Annotated in this window: 12 protein-coding genes and 3 pseudogenes; 5 read left to right on the top strand and 10 right to left on the bottom strand. The window is 67.0% G+C overall.

The features are described from left to right. Window positions 1-204 precede the first annotated feature (204 nt). On the top strand, window positions 205-1065 hold the full coding sequence (locus NHF48_RS11615) for a TorF family putative porin (RefSeq protein WP_253071204.1): 861 nt from the start codon (window positions 205-207) through the stop codon (window positions 1063-1065). A gap of 337 nt (window positions 1066-1402) precedes the next feature. Here the strand turns inward: NHF48_RS11615 and NHF48_RS11610 are convergent, their stop codons facing one another. From NHF48_RS11610 to NHF48_RS11580, 7 genes and pseudogenes are all read right to left on the bottom strand, one after another. Next, the gene (locus NHF48_RS11610; RefSeq protein WP_056065856.1) at window positions 1403-1816 is read right to left on the bottom strand and encodes a DUF3035 domain-containing protein; all 414 of its coding nucleotides are present in this window, start codon (window positions 1814-1816) and stop codon (window positions 1403-1405) included. After that, a complete protein-coding gene (gene lspA, locus NHF48_RS11605; RefSeq protein ID WP_253071203.1) occupies window positions 1809-2312 on the bottom strand; it encodes a signal peptidase II in 504 nt (167 codons plus the stop codon). The genes NHF48_RS11610 and lspA overlap by 8 nt, the downstream gene beginning before the upstream one ends. Then, window positions 2305-5291: pseudogene (ileS, locus tag NHF48_RS11600) on the bottom strand (isoleucine--tRNA ligase). The gene lspA and the pseudogene ileS overlap by 8 nt, the downstream one beginning before the upstream one ends. Window positions 5292-5360: 69 nt before the next feature. Then, entirely contained in the window at window positions 5361-6428 is a 1068-nt protein-coding gene (locus NHF48_RS11595; RefSeq protein ID WP_253071202.1) for a bifunctional riboflavin kinase/FAD synthetase, read from the bottom strand. Between the two features lie 102 nt (window positions 6429-6530). Continuing rightward, window positions 6531-6996, bottom strand: a pseudogene (locus NHF48_RS11590) (dihydrofolate reductase). Window positions 6997-7182: 186 nt separating this feature from the next. Beyond that, window positions 7183-7701 carry a hemerythrin domain-containing protein gene (locus NHF48_RS11585; protein WP_253071201.1) on the bottom strand — a complete coding sequence of 173 codons (519 nt, stop codon included), beginning with the start codon at window positions 7699-7701 and terminating at the stop codon, window positions 7183-7185. Window positions 7702-7755: 54 nt separating this feature from the next. Beyond that, the gene (locus NHF48_RS11580) at window positions 7756-8550 is read right to left on the bottom strand and encodes a thymidylate synthase (RefSeq protein ID WP_253071200.1); all 795 of its coding nucleotides are present in this window, start codon (window positions 8548-8550) and stop codon (window positions 7756-7758) included. 85 nt (window positions 8551-8635) lie between these two features. Between NHF48_RS11580 and NHF48_RS11575 the strand changes: the two genes are divergently transcribed. Further along, the gene (locus NHF48_RS11575) at window positions 8636-9028 is read left to right on the top strand and encodes a JAB domain-containing protein (RefSeq protein WP_253071199.1); all 393 of its coding nucleotides are present in this window, start codon (window positions 8636-8638) and stop codon (window positions 9026-9028) included. Window positions 9029-9390: 362 nt separating this feature from the next. On the opposite strand, the gene NHF48_RS11570 is transcribed toward NHF48_RS11575, so the two are convergent. The 3 genes from NHF48_RS11570 to NHF48_RS11560 form a co-directional block, all read right to left on the bottom strand. Continuing rightward, window positions 9391-10011, bottom strand: coding sequence for a class I SAM-dependent methyltransferase (locus NHF48_RS11570; RefSeq protein WP_253071198.1), 621 nt, complete (start codon window positions 10009-10011; stop codon window positions 9391-9393). A gap of 99 nt (window positions 10012-10110) precedes the next feature. After that, window positions 10111-11239 (bottom strand): peptide chain release factor 2 gene (gene prfB, locus NHF48_RS11565; RefSeq protein ID WP_056051599.1). Its coding sequence is split into 2 segments (ribosomal slippage): window positions 10111-10974 and window positions 10976-11239, totalling 1128 coding nucleotides; the frame shifts between segments, so codons are not numbered across the junction. Window positions 11240-11344: 105 nt separating this feature from the next. Then, complete coding sequence (locus NHF48_RS11560) at window positions 11345-13702, bottom strand: penicillin-binding protein 1A (RefSeq protein WP_253071197.1); 2358 nt, start codon at window positions 13700-13702, stop codon at window positions 11345-11347. Here NHF48_RS11560 and NHF48_RS11555 point away from each other — a divergent pair. The 3 genes and pseudogenes from NHF48_RS11555 to NHF48_RS11545 all read left to right on the top strand — a co-directional run bounded on the left by NHF48_RS11555 (window position 13701) and on the right by NHF48_RS11545 (window position 17180). After that, entirely contained in the window at window positions 13701-13886 is a 186-nt protein-coding gene (locus tag NHF48_RS11555) for a hypothetical protein (protein ID WP_253071196.1), read from the top strand. The two genes, NHF48_RS11560 and NHF48_RS11555, sit on opposite strands and share 2 nt — an antisense overlap. 477 nt (window positions 13887-14363) lie before the next feature. Further along, window positions 14364-16889 (top strand): annotated as a pseudogene (gene hrpB / locus NHF48_RS11550) (ATP-dependent helicase HrpB). Window positions 16890-16898: 9 nt separating this feature from the next. Further along, window positions 16899-17180, top strand: a complete 282-nt coding sequence (locus NHF48_RS11545) for an ETC complex I subunit (RefSeq protein WP_056051595.1) — start codon at window positions 16899-16901, stop codon at window positions 17178-17180. Window positions 17181-17198 lie beyond the last annotated feature (18 nt).

Raw genomic sequence — 17198 nt, 5'->3', positions numbered from 1 at the left:
CTTCAACTGTCCGGCGGCACTGTGGCGGTTGCGCAACATGCGTGCTGTCAAAGCCCGATTGTACGCAAGATTCGCTTGTGCGGCGCACCATGGGCTGTCATCGCGGTGTCACCGTTGGAAAGACCGCACTGGGGTTCGGCCCCGAAAGATGCGGCGTCCACGGATGCAGGGCGGACATCGACTTCCGGTATCGAAAGGGAAACGATGCGCTTCACCACACTTCTTCTCGGCGGCATTGCTTTGGCTGCCGTCGCTACGCCAGCGTTCGCACAGGATGCGGCTACGGCGCCTCCCAAGGAGGTCACCGTCTCCGGCTCGGTCGGCCTCACCAACGACTATCGCTTTCGCGGCGTGTCGCAATCGGACGAGAATCTCGCCGTCCAGGGCGGCATCACGATCGCGCACAAGAGCGGCGTGTATATCGGCACCTGGGGGTCGAATCTCGCAGGCTGGGGCACGTTCGGCGGTTCCAACATGGAGCTCGACCTGATCGCCGGCTACAAGACGCCGATCGGTGGCGGCGGCGCGATCGACGTCGGCGCGACCTGGTACATGTATCCGGGCGGCTTCGACAACACTGACTTCATCGAGCCCTATGCCAAGCTGTCGGGCACCGTCGGCCCGGTCGCGTTGCTCGCGGGCGTCGCCTATGCGCCCAAGCAGCAGGCGCTCGGGCCTTGGTATGTCAACGGCACGTCGGCTGCGAACGGGGTGTACGACCGCGTCAACGCCAAGGACGACAATCTGTACCTCTGGGGCGATATCAGCAGCGGGATCCCCAACACCGGGCTGACCGTGAAGGCGCATGTCGGCCATTCGAACGGCAACAAGGGCCTCGGGCCGTTCGCGACCAGCGTGTCGCCGACCGGCGAGTATTGGGACTGGCTGTTCGGTGCGGACTACGTGATCCCGACGACCCCGCTGACGCTGGGCGTGGCGTATGTCGACACCGACATCTCGAAGCGCGAGTCGGCGTATCTCCAGCCGAGCTTCAGCCGTGGCCAGGACGGCACCGGCTCGATTGCTGGCGGCAAGGTGCTGGTGTCGCTGACGGCGGCGTTTTGAACGCCTGAGGAGAGGGGCGCGGCGAGCTTTCCGCGCCCTCCAACATGAAAGCTTGTTTCCCCGCGAAGGCGGGGACCCAGTTTGGACTCCCGCCTTCGCGGGAGAACAAGGAAGGGCGCTCCGAGCTTGCGTCAGGGCCTTCAACTTTTTTGATCGCCCCACCCGACCCGTCATCCTGGGCTCGACCCAGGATCCAGAGCCGCACGCGTCGCGCTCATGGCTTTGGATCCTGACTTTCGTCAGGATGACGGGGGGTGGCAGCGGAACGAGATCGTCAGATACGAAAAAGGGCGGCCCCGCGAGGAGCCGCCCATTTTCGTCAGCCGCTAGGACTCGATCAGTTCGCGGTGGTCTTCGCGTCCTGGCCGTCGCCCTCCGGCGCCGCGACGATGTCGCGCGTGGTCGAACCCTTGTCGACCACCGTCGTGCCGGGATCGCCTGCGCTGGAGCGGATGCCGGGATCGTCGTTGTCGGCGCCCGCATCAGCGACGACACCCGACTCGGCCGGGCTGCGTGCTGCGGCCCCGCCGAACAGCGCGTCGAGCGTCTGCGCGTTGGCCGCGGTGTCCTGCGGACGGGCGGCGCCGGGCTGTGGCGGGACCAGCGCGAAGTCGGGCGGGATCACGAGTGGCGCCTGGCGCGCGACGGCGAACTCGTCCGGGCGTGCACGGTCGAGGCTTCGGCCTGCCCCGCAACCACTGAGCAGCGCGACGCATGTGAGGCCGGCGGCCAGGGGTACGAACTTACGCATGGGAATTCTCCACAGGGGGCTTCTCGCGCACGAGAAGCGCCCGAACAAGCAGGACGAGCACGCCGACAGTAATCGCTGCATCGGCGACATTGAAGACCAAAAACGGACGCCATTCGCCGATATGCAGGTCGCAGAAATCGACCACATAGCCGAGCCGGATCCGGTCGAGGATATTACCGATCGCCCCGCCGAGCACGAAGCCCAAGGCGACTTGATCGGCGGGGTTCTTCTCGCGCGTCATCCACACCGCGACGCCGATCGCGATCGCGCCGGTGAGCAGCACCAGCGCCCAGCGGGTCAGGTGGCCGTCGGCGGGCAGCAGCCCGAGCGAGATGCCGATGTTCGGCACGAAGCGCAGGTCGAAGAACGACGTGATCGTCTGCGACTCGCCGAGCGAATCGATCGCGAGCGGCTTGGTCACCGCCCATTTGCTGAGCTGGTCGGCGAGGAAGAGCGCGATCGCCGCGCCGAACCCGGCTTTTGGCAGGTTACGCATCGGCCACCACCTCGTCGCACCGGTTGCACAGGTCGCCATCGACGCTCACTTCGGGAAGGTGACGCCAGCAGCGGCCGCATTTGCGGAAGTCGGTGCGCGTCACGGTGACCGTGTCGCCGGGCGTAACCTTGGCGACGATGAAGGCCTCGGCCAATTCCGCTGCTTCAGTCGGCGCGAGAGGCGACATCGATCGGATCGTAACCTCTGCCTCCAAACTCGAACGCACGGTCTTTTCGCGACGCATGGGTTCGATGGCTTCGGTAACCGTTTCGCGAAGTGCACGGATTCGCGTCCACTTCTTCCCGACATCGACGCCGTCCTCCACCTCGGGCAGCGACGGCCATTCGAGATAGTGCACCGAGCTGTCGTCGCTCGGAAAGCGCGACTGCCACACTTCCTCGGCGGTGAAGCAGAGCACCGGCGCGGCGTAGCGGATGAGCGCGTGGAACAACACGTCCAGCACCGTGCGGTACGACCGGCGCTTGATGTCGCTCGGCGCGTCGCAATAGAGCGAGTCCTTGCGGATATCGAAGAAGAACGCGGACAGGTCCTCGTTCGCGAAGTCGGTCAGCAGGCGGGTGTAGCGGTTGAACTCGTAGGCTTCCGCCGCCTGGCGCAGTTCGGTGTCGATCATGCCGAGGCGGTGGAGCACGTAGCGCTCGAGCTCGGGCATGTCGGACACGGCGACGCGCTCCGACTCATCGAAGTCTTCGAGCGCGCCGAGCATGTAGCGGAACGTGTTGCGCAGCTTCCGGTATGCGTCGGAGGCGGTGGCGAGCACTTCCTTGCCGATCTTCACGTCGTCGAAATAGTCGGTCGAGGCGACCCACATGCGGAGGATGTCGGCGCCGGATTCGCCGATGATCTTGAGCGGATCGACGACGTTGCCGAGCGACTTCGACATCTTTCGGCCCTGGCCGTCGAGCGCGAAGCCGTGCGTCAGGACCGCGTCATACGGTGCGCGACCGCGCGTGCCGCAGCTTTCGAGCAGCGACGACTGGAACCAGCCGCGATGCTGGTCCGAGCCTTCGAGATACAGGTTCGCGCGCGTTCCTTCGCCGTAGCGTGCTTCGACGGTGAAGACGTGCGTGCAGCCGGAGTCGAACCAGACGTCGAGGATGTCCTTCACGACCTCATAGTCGGCGAGGTCGTAGTCGGGGCCGAGCAGTGCCTGGTGGCCGTCGGCGTACCACGCATCCGCGCCGCTCTCGCGGAAGGCTTCGACGATCCGCGCGTTGACGGCGGGGTCGTTGAGGTACTGGCCGGTGACGCGGTCGACGAACAGCGCGATCGGCACGCCCCAGGCGCGTTGGCGCGAGATGACCCAGTCGGGGCGGCCCTGCACCATCGACGTGATCCGGTTTTCGGAGCGCGCGGGGATCCAGGTGGTGGCGGCGATCGCGTCGAGCGCGATCTCGCGGAGGGTGGCGCCGTTGCTTGACTCCCTCTCCCCGTCGGGGAGAGGGGCTGGGGTGAGGGGCTGTTCCGGGCGCAGCATTGCTGGGCTGCCCCTCACCCCGACCCTCTCCCCCGGAGGGGAGAGGGAGCAGGAGGAGACGAGTCCATCGGGATGAACCATTGCGGGGTCGCGCGGAAGATCACCTTCGCCTTCGAGCGCCACGAATGCGGATAGCTGTGCTTGAAGTCGTCGCTCGCGGCCAGCAACGCGCCAGCTTCGCGCAGGTCGGTGCAGATCAGGCCGTCGGCGCTCACGAACTTCTTGTTGATGACGCTGCCCTGGCCACCGAGCCATGCCCAGTCGGCGCGGTACATCCCGGCGCCGTCGATCGCGAAGACCGGGTCGATGCCGTATTGCTTGCAGAGTTCGAAATCGTCCTCGCCGTGGTCCGGCGCCATATGGACGAGCCCGGTGCCCGCGTCGGTCGTGACGAACTCGCCGGGGAGGAACGGGCGCGGTTTCGCGAAGAACCCGCCGAGTGCGTGCATCGGGTGCCGTGCGGTTGCGCCTTCGAGTTGCGAACCCTGGATGATCGATTCAACGTCCAACGAAACTGAAAAATCGTTTGTTCTGGCGCGCTCTTGGAGCATCTGAACGAGAGGTTGTGCAACGATAACGCGATCAACGTTCCGCCAAGGATGTGATCGCTGTGCTTCCATCACCCGTGGTTCGAGGTTCTCGTCCACGTTGCCAACTAACGAGCCACTGATTGTGACTTTGCACACGGCGTAATCAATCTCAGGACCATAGCTCAGCGCCTGGTTCACCGGGATCGTCCACGGCGTCGTCGTCCAGATCACCGCATAGGCGCCGACCAGTTCGGGCGCGTTCGGCGCGTCCACGATCTCGAACGCCACGTCGATCTGCGTGGAAACGATGTCCTCATACTCGACTTCGGCCTCGGCGAGCGCGGTCTTCTCGACCGGCGACCACATCACTGGCTTGGCGCCGCGGTACAGCTGGCCGCTCTCGGCGAACTTCAGCAGTTCGCCGACGATGGCGGCTTCCGCCTCATATTTCATCGTCAGGTACGGATCCGCCCAGTCGCCCATCACGCCGAGCCGCTCGAACTCGGCCTTCTGCACCGCCACCCATTTCTCGGCATAGGCGCGGCATTCGGCGCGGAACTGATCGACGGGGACGTCGTCCTTGTTGAGCTTCTTCGCGCGGTACGCTTCCTCCACCTTCCACTCGATCGGCAGGCCGTGGCAGTCCCAGCCGGGGACGTACGGCGCGTCCTTGCCCATCAGCGACTGCGAGCGGACGATGATGTCCTTCAGGACCTTGTTCATCGCGTGGCCCATGTGGATGTCGCCGTTCGCGTACGGTGGACCATCGTGCAGGATGAACCGCTCGCGCCCGAGCCGCTGTTCGCGGAGCCGGTCGTAGATGCCGAGCTTGGCCCAGCGCTCCAGGATCGCCGGCTCCTTGGCGGCGAGGCCCGCCTTCATCGGGAAGTCGGTCTTCGGCAGGAAGACGGTGTCGCGGTAATCGCGGGCGGGCGCAGGGGTATCGGTCATAAGTACGGCGCACTTAGCCGACAGGGCCGCACGTTGCCATCCCTCCTCCCTCCGCGAGGAGGATGCGGATCAGACTGGGGCGTAGTTGCTGTGGTGGCTTCTGCTCCCCTCCCTGGAAGGGAGGGGGCCGGGGGTGGGTCGGCTTGAGGCGGGGACGGACATAAGCCAACCGACCGACCCACCCCCAACCCCCTCCCCTTTCAGGGAGGGGGAGGAACCGAGGATCGCCCGGGCTCGCGCGCAGTCGGAGTCCATCTGGGTCGTCAGGGCTTCGAGACTGTCGAACTTCGCTTCCGGCCGAAGATACTCGACCAGCGATACCTCGACGCGACGGCCGTACAGATCCTCCGAGAAGTCGAAAAAATACGGTTCAAGCAATTCCTTCGGCGGATCGAAGCTCGGGCGGATGCCGAGGTTCGCCGCGCCCTTGAGCACGCGGCCGTCATCCAGCCGCCCGGTCGCCGCATAGATCCCGTACGCAGGGCGGAGGTAATTCCCCATGTCGAGATTGGCGGTCGGATAGCCGATCGTGCGGCCGAGCTTGTCGCCGTGCTGCACCACGCCTTCGATCGCGAATGGCCGCGTGAGCAGCCGCGTCGCGGTCGCCATGTCGCCGCGGCGCAACGCGTCGCGGATGCGCGTCGACGAGACGGTCTCGCCGTTCAGCGCGACCGCGCCGACGGTCTCCGCGCGGAACCCGTGGACCGGGCCGCGCGAGGCGAGCGTGTGGACGGTGCCGGCCTTGCCCTTGCCGAAGGTGAAGTCCTCGCCGGTGACAACGCCGCCGACGCGGAGATTGTCCTCGAGCCGCTGGGCGATGAACTCCTCGGCGGTCAGCGCGGCGAGATCGCCGTCGAAATGGAACACCACCATCGCGTCGGCGCCGGCCTCCGCGAAGAGCCGCTCGCGCTGGTCGAGCGTGGTGAGGCGGAATGGCGCGGTGTCGGGGCGGAAATGGCGGACCGGATGGGGATCGAACGTCGCCACCAGCGCAGGGCGACCTTCGGCTCTGGCCCAGGCGATCGCGCGCGCGACCACCGCCTGGTGACCGAGGTGGAATCCATCGAAATTGCCCAGCGCGACGATCCCGTTCGCGAGATGCGAAGGAATGGACGCGCCGCCGTCGAGCCGCTGCATGGAGGCGGGCTATAGGGGGGCGGAAGGGCGGCGCTACACTTCTTGTTCTCCCGCGAAGGCGGGAGTCCAGCCTGGGCTCCCGCCTTCGCGGGAGAACACGTCTCAGGGGCGGGTGAGGGTGACGAAGCTATAAGCGGGCCGTTGCTTTTCGCCTGGGTGGTCCTCGCGGGCGATCTCGCGCCAGCCCTCGAACGCGGGGACCACAGCGTCGCCCTCGGGTTCGTCATGGACTTCGGTCAGTTCGATCCGGTCTGCATGGGGGAGCAACTGCGCATAGATCTGCGCGCCGCCGATCACCGCGACGTCATCGCCCGCCATCTTCAGTGCTTGCTCGACCGAATGCGCGACCTCGGCGCCTGGAGCCGTCCAAGCCCCCCCGCGTCAGGACGATATGCCGACGACCGGGCAGGGGGCTCGGGAAGCTCTCGAATGTCTTGCGCCCCATCACCATCGGCTTGCCCATCGTCAGCGCCTTGAAGCGCTTGAGGTCTGCGGGGATGCGCCAAGGGAGCTGGCCGTTGCGGCCGATGACACCGTTGCTGGCGCGGGCGAGGTAGAAGGTTATCATGGCGGCGGTTATGGGGGATTGGAGGGCGGTGGACTACTCCGTTAATCACGTCCAAACCTAACCCACAGCGCCTCCCCGGCGGAGGCCGGGGCCCAGTTGGGAGACGTCGCTAACTTAGCACTGAGCCCCGTTACTCCCGAACTTCCAACTGGGCCCCGGCCTTCGCTGGGGTGGTAAGCTATCTGGTCAACCCGGCGCATGCTCCTTCACATACGCCTCGGGATCCTTTTCGACGACCTTCACCCCGTTCAGGTGGTTCGCCTCGAACGCTGCAAACCGCACGCCAAGCTCATGCCGCTCTTCGAGCGTCGCATGCTTGCGGAAGTCGGTCAGGCCCTGGCGTTCTTCCTCCGCCAGGTGATCGCTATTCGCCTTGTTGCACTCGCCGACCGCTGCGAACCATGCGTCCGATCCGACCGGGTGCTTGTCGACCGCTTCGCCCGTCTCGCGGATGTCGTTGTGATCCTCGATCGCATCCTCGGTCTCCTCGGCGGCCGAGTCGGCGTCGTTGCCGCCGGTGCCGATCTTCATCAGCCGCGGGTAGAAGAAGCGCTCCTCCGCCTCGGCATGCGCGTCGAGCAGGTTCTTGAGGCGGGTCCAGAGCGCCGACAGCGCCTCGGTGTCCTTGGCGTCGATCGAATCGATCTGCGCGAACAGTGCGCGCTGCTGCGCGTGTTCGTCGAGAATGAGCTGTGTGATATCCATGCGCATCAGAACCGCGTGCGTTGCCCGGGGTTCCTATTGCGATTCGCTCTCTGTTCAGACCGCGACGGGCGCCTTGATATGCGCTTGCGCGACGTAGTCGTGGAGGACGAAATCCTCATACTCGTACGCGTCGATCGAAGCCGGCTTTCGGAGAATCTCAAGGCGCGGGAGAGGCCCCGGCGACCGCGTCAGTTGCAGTTGCGCCTGCTCCAGGTGGTTCGAATAGAGGTGGCAATCGCCGCCGGTCCAGATGAACTCGCCGACCTCGAGCCCGCATTGCTGCGCGAGGATGTGCGTGAGCAGCGCGTAGCTGGCGATGTTGAACGGCACGCCGAGGAAGATGTCGCCCGAGCGCTGGTAGAGCTGGAGCGAGAGCTTGCCGTTGGCGACGTGCGTCTGGAACAGGCAGTGGCACGGCGCGAGCGCCATCGCGTGGAGGTCGCCGGGATTCCATGCGCTGACGATCTGGCGGCGCGAGGCGGGGTTGGTCTTGATCTGCGCGATCAGCTCGGCGATCTGGTCGATGTGGCGTCCATCCGCGGCGACCCAGTCGCGCCACTGCTTGCCGTAGACCGGGCCGAGGTCGCCATTCTCGTTCGCCCACTCATCCCAGATCGCGACCTTGCGCTCCTGCAACCAGCGGACGTTGGTGTCGCCGCGGAGGAACCACAGGAGTTCGACGATGATCGAGCGGAGGTGGAGCTTCTTGGTGGTGAGCACGGGGAAGCCCTGCGCGAGATCGAACCGCATCTGCGCGCCGAACACGCTGAGCGTGCCGGTGCCGGTGCGGTCCATCGTCTCGACGCCGGTCGAGAGCACGCGGTCCATGAGGTCTAGATATTGGCGCATCGGGTTTGCGTAGCGGTGCGGGGGCGGGGGCTCAAGCGGATGTAGTTGCGCGTGCGGTCGCCGGTGACGTGGGGCAGGCAGGTATGTGCCGCCGTCGCCCGTGCCTTCCCCTCGTATTGCCGACCTCGATGCGGCGCGCGCGCTGTTCGCTGGGCTACGTAATGCCACGGTCGAGACGGTCGCGGTGGCGTATCTTGATCCGAATCGGAGGCTTCTCGGGATGCGGCACGTCGTCGGGGGGCGGGATCAGGTGGTGATCTCGATCCGGACGGTCGCGGTGGATGCACTGGCGTTCGGTGCTCACGGGGTGATCATCGCGCACAACCATCCGAGCGGGGACGCGACGCCGAGCGCGCGGGATGTGGCGTTCACACGGGCGCTGGCCGCTGGGTTGCGGACGTTGGAGGTGATGTTGCTCGATCACCTAGTGATCGCTGGGGAACAGGTGACGAGCCTGCGCACGATGGGGGTGGTTTAGTGTCCTGCGGCCATCCCCATCGGACCTGTGGTCGACATCACCTTATTGAGCGAAGTTTCCCGATGGAGGCAGAGAGTTTGTTTCCTCGCGAAGGCGGGGACTCAGACTGGGCTCCCGCCTTCGCGGGAGAACAAGGAAGTGTGGGCTGCCGTCGGATTGCATACGGCCGGTTTACAAGTCGGCGGCAGTCGGCGTGGTGTGAGGAGCGCTCGCCTCCTAATTTTACCACCCCGGCGCAGGCCGGGGCCCAGTTGGGAGACGTCGCCAACTTAGCGCCGAACGCCGTTACCGCTGCCTTCCCAACTGGGCCCCGGCCTTCGCCGGGGTGGCGTGATTGATTGAGTCATGACCCGAACCAAAGCTCACCCGAGCCGGCACGCCCGGATCGCTTCCGGCGCTGGCCGTGGCCCACTGGCGCGAAACGTCGCGATATAGCCCCCGGCCGAGGGCATGTCGTCGGTATCCACCTGCGTATACCCGACCGCCGCGAACTCGCACTTCAGCAGCGCCGGCGGCGTGCCGTGGTTCTGTGTCGGGCGGTTCGCATCGACCACCACCACCAGCCCGTCGGGCTTCAGCGACGGCCGCAGCCGCCACAGGAACTCGTAGGGCTGCTCGATCTCGTGGTACATGTGGACCATCAGCACCCGGTCGAAGCTCGCCTCGGGCAGCTTCGGATCGTTCGCCTCGCCGAGCTTCACGCTGACGTTCGCCAGATCCTCGCGCGCGACGCGTTCCGCGAGCTGGTCGCGCACCGCCGGGATGATGTCCTCCGCGAGCACACGGCCGTCCTTGCCGACGCGGGCCGCGAGACGGATCGTGTAATAGCCTTCGCCCGCGCCGATATCCGCGACCGTCATGCCCTTGCGGATCTCGCCCTTGTTCATGACCTCGCCGGCCTCGTTCAGCCGGTCGCGCGCTTCCTCGTTCGACCAGCGCGTCGAGACGATCGACGCGACCGGACGGTCGGCGGCGGGGAACACCGGCTCCTTGGGCTCGCGCTTGATCAGCGGCTTGCTGCCGTCGCAAGCCCCCCAGAACGAGTATCGGCAGGACCATCAGGGCAAGGGCACCCCGCAAGCTCAATCGACGTCCTCCACCTCGACGGCCTCGCCGGTCACGCGCTGCGACAGCGCCGCCGCCATGAACATTTCGAGGTCGCCGTCGAGCACGTCCGACGGGCTGGTCGACACCACGCCGGTGCGCAGGTCCTTCACCATCTGGTACGGCTGGAGCACGTAGCTGCGGATCTGGTGACCCCAGCCGATATCGGTCTTGCCCGCGTTCTCGGCGTTCGCCGCAGTCTCGCGGATCGCCAGTTCGCGCTCGTACAGACGCGCGCGAAGCTGGTTGTACGCCTCGGCCTTGTTCTTGTGCTGCGAGCGCTGGTTCTGGCATTGCACGACGATGCCGGTCGGAATGTGCGTGATGCGCACCGCCGAATCGGTCGTGTTGATGTGCTGACCACCCGCGCCCGACGCGCGGTAGGTGTCGATGCGCAGGTCGCTCTCGTTGTATTCGACCTCGATATTGTCGTCGACGACCGGGTACACCCAGACGCTCGCGAACGACGTATGCCGTCGCGCCGCCGAGTCGTACGGGCTGATCCGCACGAGCCGATGCACGCCGCTCTCGGTCTTGGCATAGCCGTACGCGTTTTCGCCCTTGAGCAGCAGCGTGGCGGACTTGATCCCGGCTTGCTCGCCCGAATGCTGGTCGACCAGTTCGACCTTCAGCCCGTGGCGCTCGCCCCAGCGCGAATACATCCGGCTGAGCATGCCCGCCCAGTCCTGGCTTTCGGTCCCGCCGGCGCCGGCGTTGACCTCGATATAGGTGTCGTTCGCGTCGGCTTCGCCCGCGAGCAACGCCTTGATCTTGTCCTTGTCGGCACGCGCGGCGAGTTCGGCGAGCGACGCAACGCCGTCCGCCTCCATCTCGGTATCACCCCTCAGCCTCGGCCATCTCGATCAGCTCAGCGGTGTCCGACAATTCGCTCTGGATCGCGCGCGTCGCGCTGATCGCCTCGTCGAGACGACGACGCTCGCGCATCACCTCCTGCGCGGCCTTGGGATCGGACCAGAGCGCCTGATCCTCGACGCGCGCGTTCAGCTCGTCGAGACGACGCAGCGCGCGGTCCCAGTCGAGGAAGCGGCGCAGCAGCGCCAGCGCGTCGTTGATGGTGTCTACGTGAGCCTGCGCTTCGGCGCGCATGATATTCTCCAAAAATTCCGTCGTCCCAGCGGAGGCCGGGATCGCCGTCCCAAGCGAGCGGGGCGGGTCTCCGGCGGGCGCCGGGATGACGTCTATATAAGCGCGCTAGTAGATTCCGCCTTGTCTTTGCAAGAAATCGCTGTCGCGCGGGGCTTCGGCCTTCTTCACCGCGGTCGTCGTCGTAGCAGTACTGGGGGCGACATCCGAGCGTCGTGCGGCACGCCGCGGTTCGCTCTCGGGCTTGAACGCTTCCCAGATTACCGCGGGCTTCGGATCACTGGTGTCGGGCCACGTGCCATAGACCGGCCGGCCGCTGCCGCGATCGATCCGCACCATGCGAATCCCGGCGGGCGCGCGAAACGGCAGCTTGGGCAAATCCTCATACGCCTTGACCGCGAACTGCTTGAAGATCGGCGCGGCAAGCGTGCCGCCCTGTGCTGCGCCACCGAGGTTCTTTGGCGTGTCGAACCCGATATACAGTCCGCCGACGAACTGCGGCGTGCCCCCGACGAACCACACGTCGGTCGGGCCATTGTTGGTCCCGGTCTTGCCGAACATCGGCCGATCGAGATCGCGCAACGTCACCGCGGTGCCGCGTTGGACGACGCCCTCGGTGATGTGGACCATCTGGTACGCGGTCATCGCGTCGAGCACCTGGCGCTGGCGCGTGATCGGCCGCGGCATCGGCTTGCCGTCCCAGTCGGGCGCGTTGCAGCGATCGCAGGGCCGCCAGTTCTCGGGCCAGATCACCTTGCCGTGACGATCCTGGACGAAGTCGATCAGCGACGGCGGGCCGCCCTTGCCGTTGTTGGCGAGGATCGAATACGCGTTGACCATCCGCCCGACGGTCGTCTCGCCGGCGCCGAGCGCGTAGGAAAGATAGGGCGCGTAATCGCCGACGCCCATCTTCTTGATCGTCGCGACGACCTTCGGCATGCCGGTCTGCGCGGCGGCGCGCACCGTCATCAGGTTGCGCGACTGCTCGATGCCCCAGCGCATCGTGTGCGGGCCGGACCCGCGCGAATTGCCGAAGTTGCGGAAGCATTTCTGGCCCAGCCGCGCGCCCTGATAGACGCAGAACGGCCCGTCGATGATGATCGAGGCGGGCGTCATGCCGTTGTCGAGCGCGGCGGAATAGACGATCGGCTTGATCGTGGAACCCGGCTGGCGCATCGCCTGAGTCGCGCGGTTGAACGCCTGCAACCGGTCGTCGAAGCCGCCCTGCATCGCCAGCACGCGGCCCGATGCCGGCTCCTCGACGACGAACGCGCCCGAGACCTTGGGGATCGCCCGTAACGCGAACGAACCACCGTCCGGTGCCACCGCGATGATGTCGCCGACCTCGATCGCACCGAACGCGTTGCCGCCCTCGCCGCGCACCGGCATCTGCGCAGCATAGCGCGGCAGCGTGCCGGTCTTGCCGGTGCGGAAGCCGAGGCTCCAGGCATTGCCGTCCTTGCCCGTGACGATCGCCGCGACCCAATCGCGGTAATCGAGCGCGATGTTGCTGTTGAGCAACGGCTGGAGCCAGTTGTCGTCCTCGATCTCGACATGACGGATCGGCCCGTTCCACCCGCGCCCGCTGTCGAACCGCACGAGACCGTCACGCAAGGCCTGCTGCGCCAGATCCTGCAACTTCGCGTCGAACGAGGTCCGCACCCACAGCCCGCCCGAATAGACGCTGTAGGGTCCGTCCTTCGCGTTCTCGCCGAACTTCGCCATCAGCTGGCGGCGGACTTCCTCGACGAAATAGCCGCCGACGCTCTCGAACTTTGGCGTCCGCCGCATCACCGCGCCGAGCGGCTCGGCATTGGCCTGGTCATGCTGCGCGCGCGTGATGAAGCCGTTGTCGAGCATCCGGTTGAGCACATAGTTGCGGCGTATCATCGCGCGCTCGGTGTTGCGCACCGGGTCGTAGTTCGACGGACCCTTGGGCAGGATCGCGAGATACGCCATCTGCGCAAGATCGAGCTGGTCGAGCTCCTTGTCGAAATACGCATGGCTCGCCGCCTCGACGCCGAACGCGTTGCGGCCGAGCGCGATCTGGTTCAGGTACAGCTCGAGAATCTGCTCCTTGGTCAGCGTATCCTCGATCTTGTACGCCAGCACCGCCTCGCGCAGTTTTCGCGACGGGGAATAGGCGTTGCCGATCAACAGGTTCTTGGCGACCTGCTGCGTGATCGTCGAGCCGCCCTTGGCGCGCTTGCCGGTGCCGAGCTTGGTCGCATAATCATACACCGCGCCGGCGAGGCCGGGATAATCGACGCCGTGATGCTCGAAGAACGACTTGTCCTCGGCAGCGAGGAACGCCTTCACCAGCAGCGGCGGATATTCGGCGTAGCTCAGTTCGACGCGCCGTTCGCGTGCGTAGGAATGAATCGGCGCGCCATCGATCCCGCGGACGTTGGTCGGCAGCGGCGGCTCGTAGGTGCGCAACGTGTCCACGGAAGGCAGGTCACGCATGACCGCGAACCAGAACGCGAAGATCGCGACGAAGCCAAGCACCACCAGCACCAGCGCCGCCTTGGTCCACCGACTCGCCCAGGCACGCGCGACCCTGCCGCGCAGCCGGTCGGAAGTGCGGCCTGTCGCCGTCGTCGAGGTGGGGGGAGGGATCGGACGCCATGATTACTGGTGGAGCGTCTAGCAGGTTCGCGGGCGCTTGCCAGCCTTCGGTGGGATAGGGGCGGGGGCGGCTGTCGCAACGCGTTCGTCAGCGAAAAACTCGTTCGGTGCCCGATCCGTCCGCATATGCGCACCACCCCGGCGAAGGCCGGGGCCCAATTGGAGAGGTGGCAGTAACGGAGCGCAACGGCCTTCACCGCCGTTTCCCAATTGGACCCCGGCCTTCGCCGGGGCGGTGCCGTTGGCGGTTGGGTAAGCCATCGACTTCCACCGAGCCCAGCGATCCTCCCCCGCCAGGGGGAGGTGGCGCAAGCGACGGAGGGGGAGGATACGAAACATCGGTTTCCCTTACCTCCCCCTCCGTCAGGCAAGTGCCTGCCACCTCCCCAGAGCGGGGGAGGATCGAAAGCGCGCGATCATCGGTTTGAACCCGCACCTTCCCAAGGGACCGCCCAAGCAAAACCTGTCGCCAACCCCGCTACTGTGGCAGCAGGCGTGCATGACGCCGCCGCCGCTCCCGATCCTAGCCGTCCTCCCCGACCTCCTCGCCACCCTCCGCGACCGCACCTCCGCGGTCCTCGTCGCCCCCAGGCGCCGGCAAAACCACCGCAGTAGCGCCGGCTCTCCTTACCGAACCCTGGTGCACCGGCGAGATCCTCCTCCTCTCCCCCCGCCGCCTCGCCGCCCGCGCGGCCGCCGAACGCATGGCCTCCACCGCTGGCGAGCCCGTCGGCCAGACCTTCGGCTACGCCACCCGTATGGACAGCAAGCGCTCTGCCGCAACCCGCGTGACGGTCATCACCGAAGGCATCTTCGTCGCGCGCATCCAGGCCGACCCCGAACTCACCGGCGTATCCGCGGTCCTGTTCGACGAAGTCCACGAACGCAGCCTCGACGGCGACTTTGGCCTCGCGCTGGCGTTGGACGTCCAGGCCGGCTTTCGCCCCGACCTCCGCATCGTCGCGATGTCCGCAACGCTCGACGGCGCACGGTTCGCAGCCTTGATGGACGGCGCCCCCGTCATCGAAAGCGAAGGCCGCAGCTATTCACTCACCCTTCGCCACATCGGTCGCCAAGCCGAACTCCGCATCGAGGACTCGGTCGCTAGCGCCATCCGCCGCGCGCTCGGCGAAGCGGGGGGCGGCGTGCTCGCCTTCCTCCCCGGCGTGGCGGAGATCGAACGCACCGCCGACCGCCTCACCAACCTGTCCGACGACATCGTACTGCATGAGCTCCACGGCAGCCTCGACCCCGCAGCCCAGCGCGCCGCGGTCCTCCCCGAGCCGGATGGTCGGCGCAAAGTCGTGCTCGCCACCAGCATCGCCGAGACCAGCTTGACGCTCGACGGCATCCGCATCGTCGTCGACTCCGGGCTAGCGAGGCGACCGCGCTACGACCGGGCCGCCGGCATGACGCGCCTGGTCACCGAGCGCGCGAGCCAGGCAGCCGTTACCCAACGCGCCGGCCGCGCCGCGCGGCTAGGACCGGGCGTAGCGTATCGCTTGTGGGAGGAAGCGGCGACCGCCGGCCTCCCGCGCTACGACCCGCCGGAAATCTTGGAGGCGGACCTGTCCGCGCTGGTGCTGGCTTGCGCACTCTGGGGCGTCGGCGATCCGCGAGACCTCCGCTGGATCGACCCGCCCCCCCGCCGCCGCGATCGACGAGGCGATGGCGCGGTTGACGACGTTGGAGGCGATCAAGGACGGTCGCCCGACGTCACACGGCCGCGCGATCGCGAAGCTGCCGATGCCGCCGAGACTCGCGCATATGCTGCTGAGGGCGGGGGAACGCGGCTTGGCGAACGTAGCGGCGCAAATCGCGGTTCTGCTCGGCGAGCGCGGCATCGGTGGACAGGACGTCGATCTGGAAACCCGCCTCCGCCGCTGGAAAACCGAACGCGGACCCAAGGCGCAAGCGGCAAGAGCAATGGCCGAAAGGTGGGCACGCCTTGCTCCCTTCCCGCTTGCGGGAGGGGGTCGGGGGAGGGCGCGACATATCCCAAGCGCGCGGCACTGCTGGGTCAGCCCCTCCCCCGACCCCCTCCCGCAAGCGGAAGGGGAGCAGAAGTATGCGTCGCGCTTGGCTTCCCCGACCGCGTCGCGCGCGACGGCGCGACCCGTCCGGCGAAACCTGGGCGTCGGTCGGCGGCCGAGGGTTCAAGCTCGATCCCACCTCGCCACTCGCCCGCTCCGAATGGCTCGCCGTCGCCGACACGCAGGGCTCGGCCGCCGGCGCGCGCATTCTCTCCGCCGTGGCGATCGACCAGGCCGCTATCGAAATCCTCTTCGCCGACCGTATCGAATCCCGCCGTACCGTGGCGTTCGACCCAACCACCGGCGGCATCCAAGCCCTCCGCGAACGCCGCCTTGGCGCGATCCGGCTGTCGAGTGGCCCCGACAGTGGCGCGGACCCCGACGCGATCCTTGCCGCACTCATCGACGGCGTCCGCGAGCATGGCCTCGCGCTGCTACCTTGGAGCGACGGCGCCCAAGCGCTGCGCGACCGCGCCGCCTATGCTGGCGTCCCGCTCGACGACGCCGCCCTGCTCGACCGCGCCGACGAATGGCTTGCGCCCCTGCTAACCGGCAAACGCCGACTCGACACGATCGCCCCCGGCGCGCTTGCCGAAGCGCTGCGCAACCTGCTCGGCTGGGACGCGATGCAGACGATCAACCGCCTGGCCCCGCCCGATTTCACCAGCCCCGCCGGCAGCACGCACGCGATCGACTACGCTGCGGAAGGCGGCCCCCGGGTCGAACTCCGCGCGCAAACCTTGTTCGGCCTCGCGGTCCATCCGACGATCGGCGAGGCGCGCGTACCGCTGGTGCTGAGCCTCACATCGCCTGCGGGCCGCCCGATCCAGACGACGCGCGACCTGCCCGGTTTCTGGGCCGGCAGCTGGACCGCGGTGGCGAAGGAAATGCGCGGCCGCTACCCCAAGCATCCCTGGCCCGACGACCCCGCCGCGGCGTCCGCCACGCTGCGCACGAAAAAGGCGGATGCAAGGGCCGCCGGTTCGCGATAAGGGGGGCTCATGCCAACCGCCCGTATCTTCCAGCGCCCCAAGAACGCCATGCAGTCCGGCAAGCACCGGACCGACGCCTGGCAGCTCGAATTCGAACCGTCGGAGCCCAAGCGGCCCGACCCGCTCACCGGCTGGGCCGGCAGCGGCGACACGCGCGACCAGCTGCGCCTGCTGTTCCCGACCGCCGAAGCGGCGATCGCGCACTGCGAGCGCGAGGGGTTCGGCTACACGGTGGTGCCGGCGCCGCAGAAGACGCTGAAGCTGCAGAGCTACGCGGATAACTTCAAGTAAGCTGGGGAGCGGCGCTAG

Origin of the sequence: Sphingomonas sp. H160509, from assembly GCF_024124765.2 — a bacterium.
Lineage (GTDB): Bacteria > Pseudomonadota > Alphaproteobacteria > Sphingomonadales > Sphingomonadaceae > Sphingomonas.
This window is presented reverse-complemented; position numbering and strand designations above follow the sequence as displayed.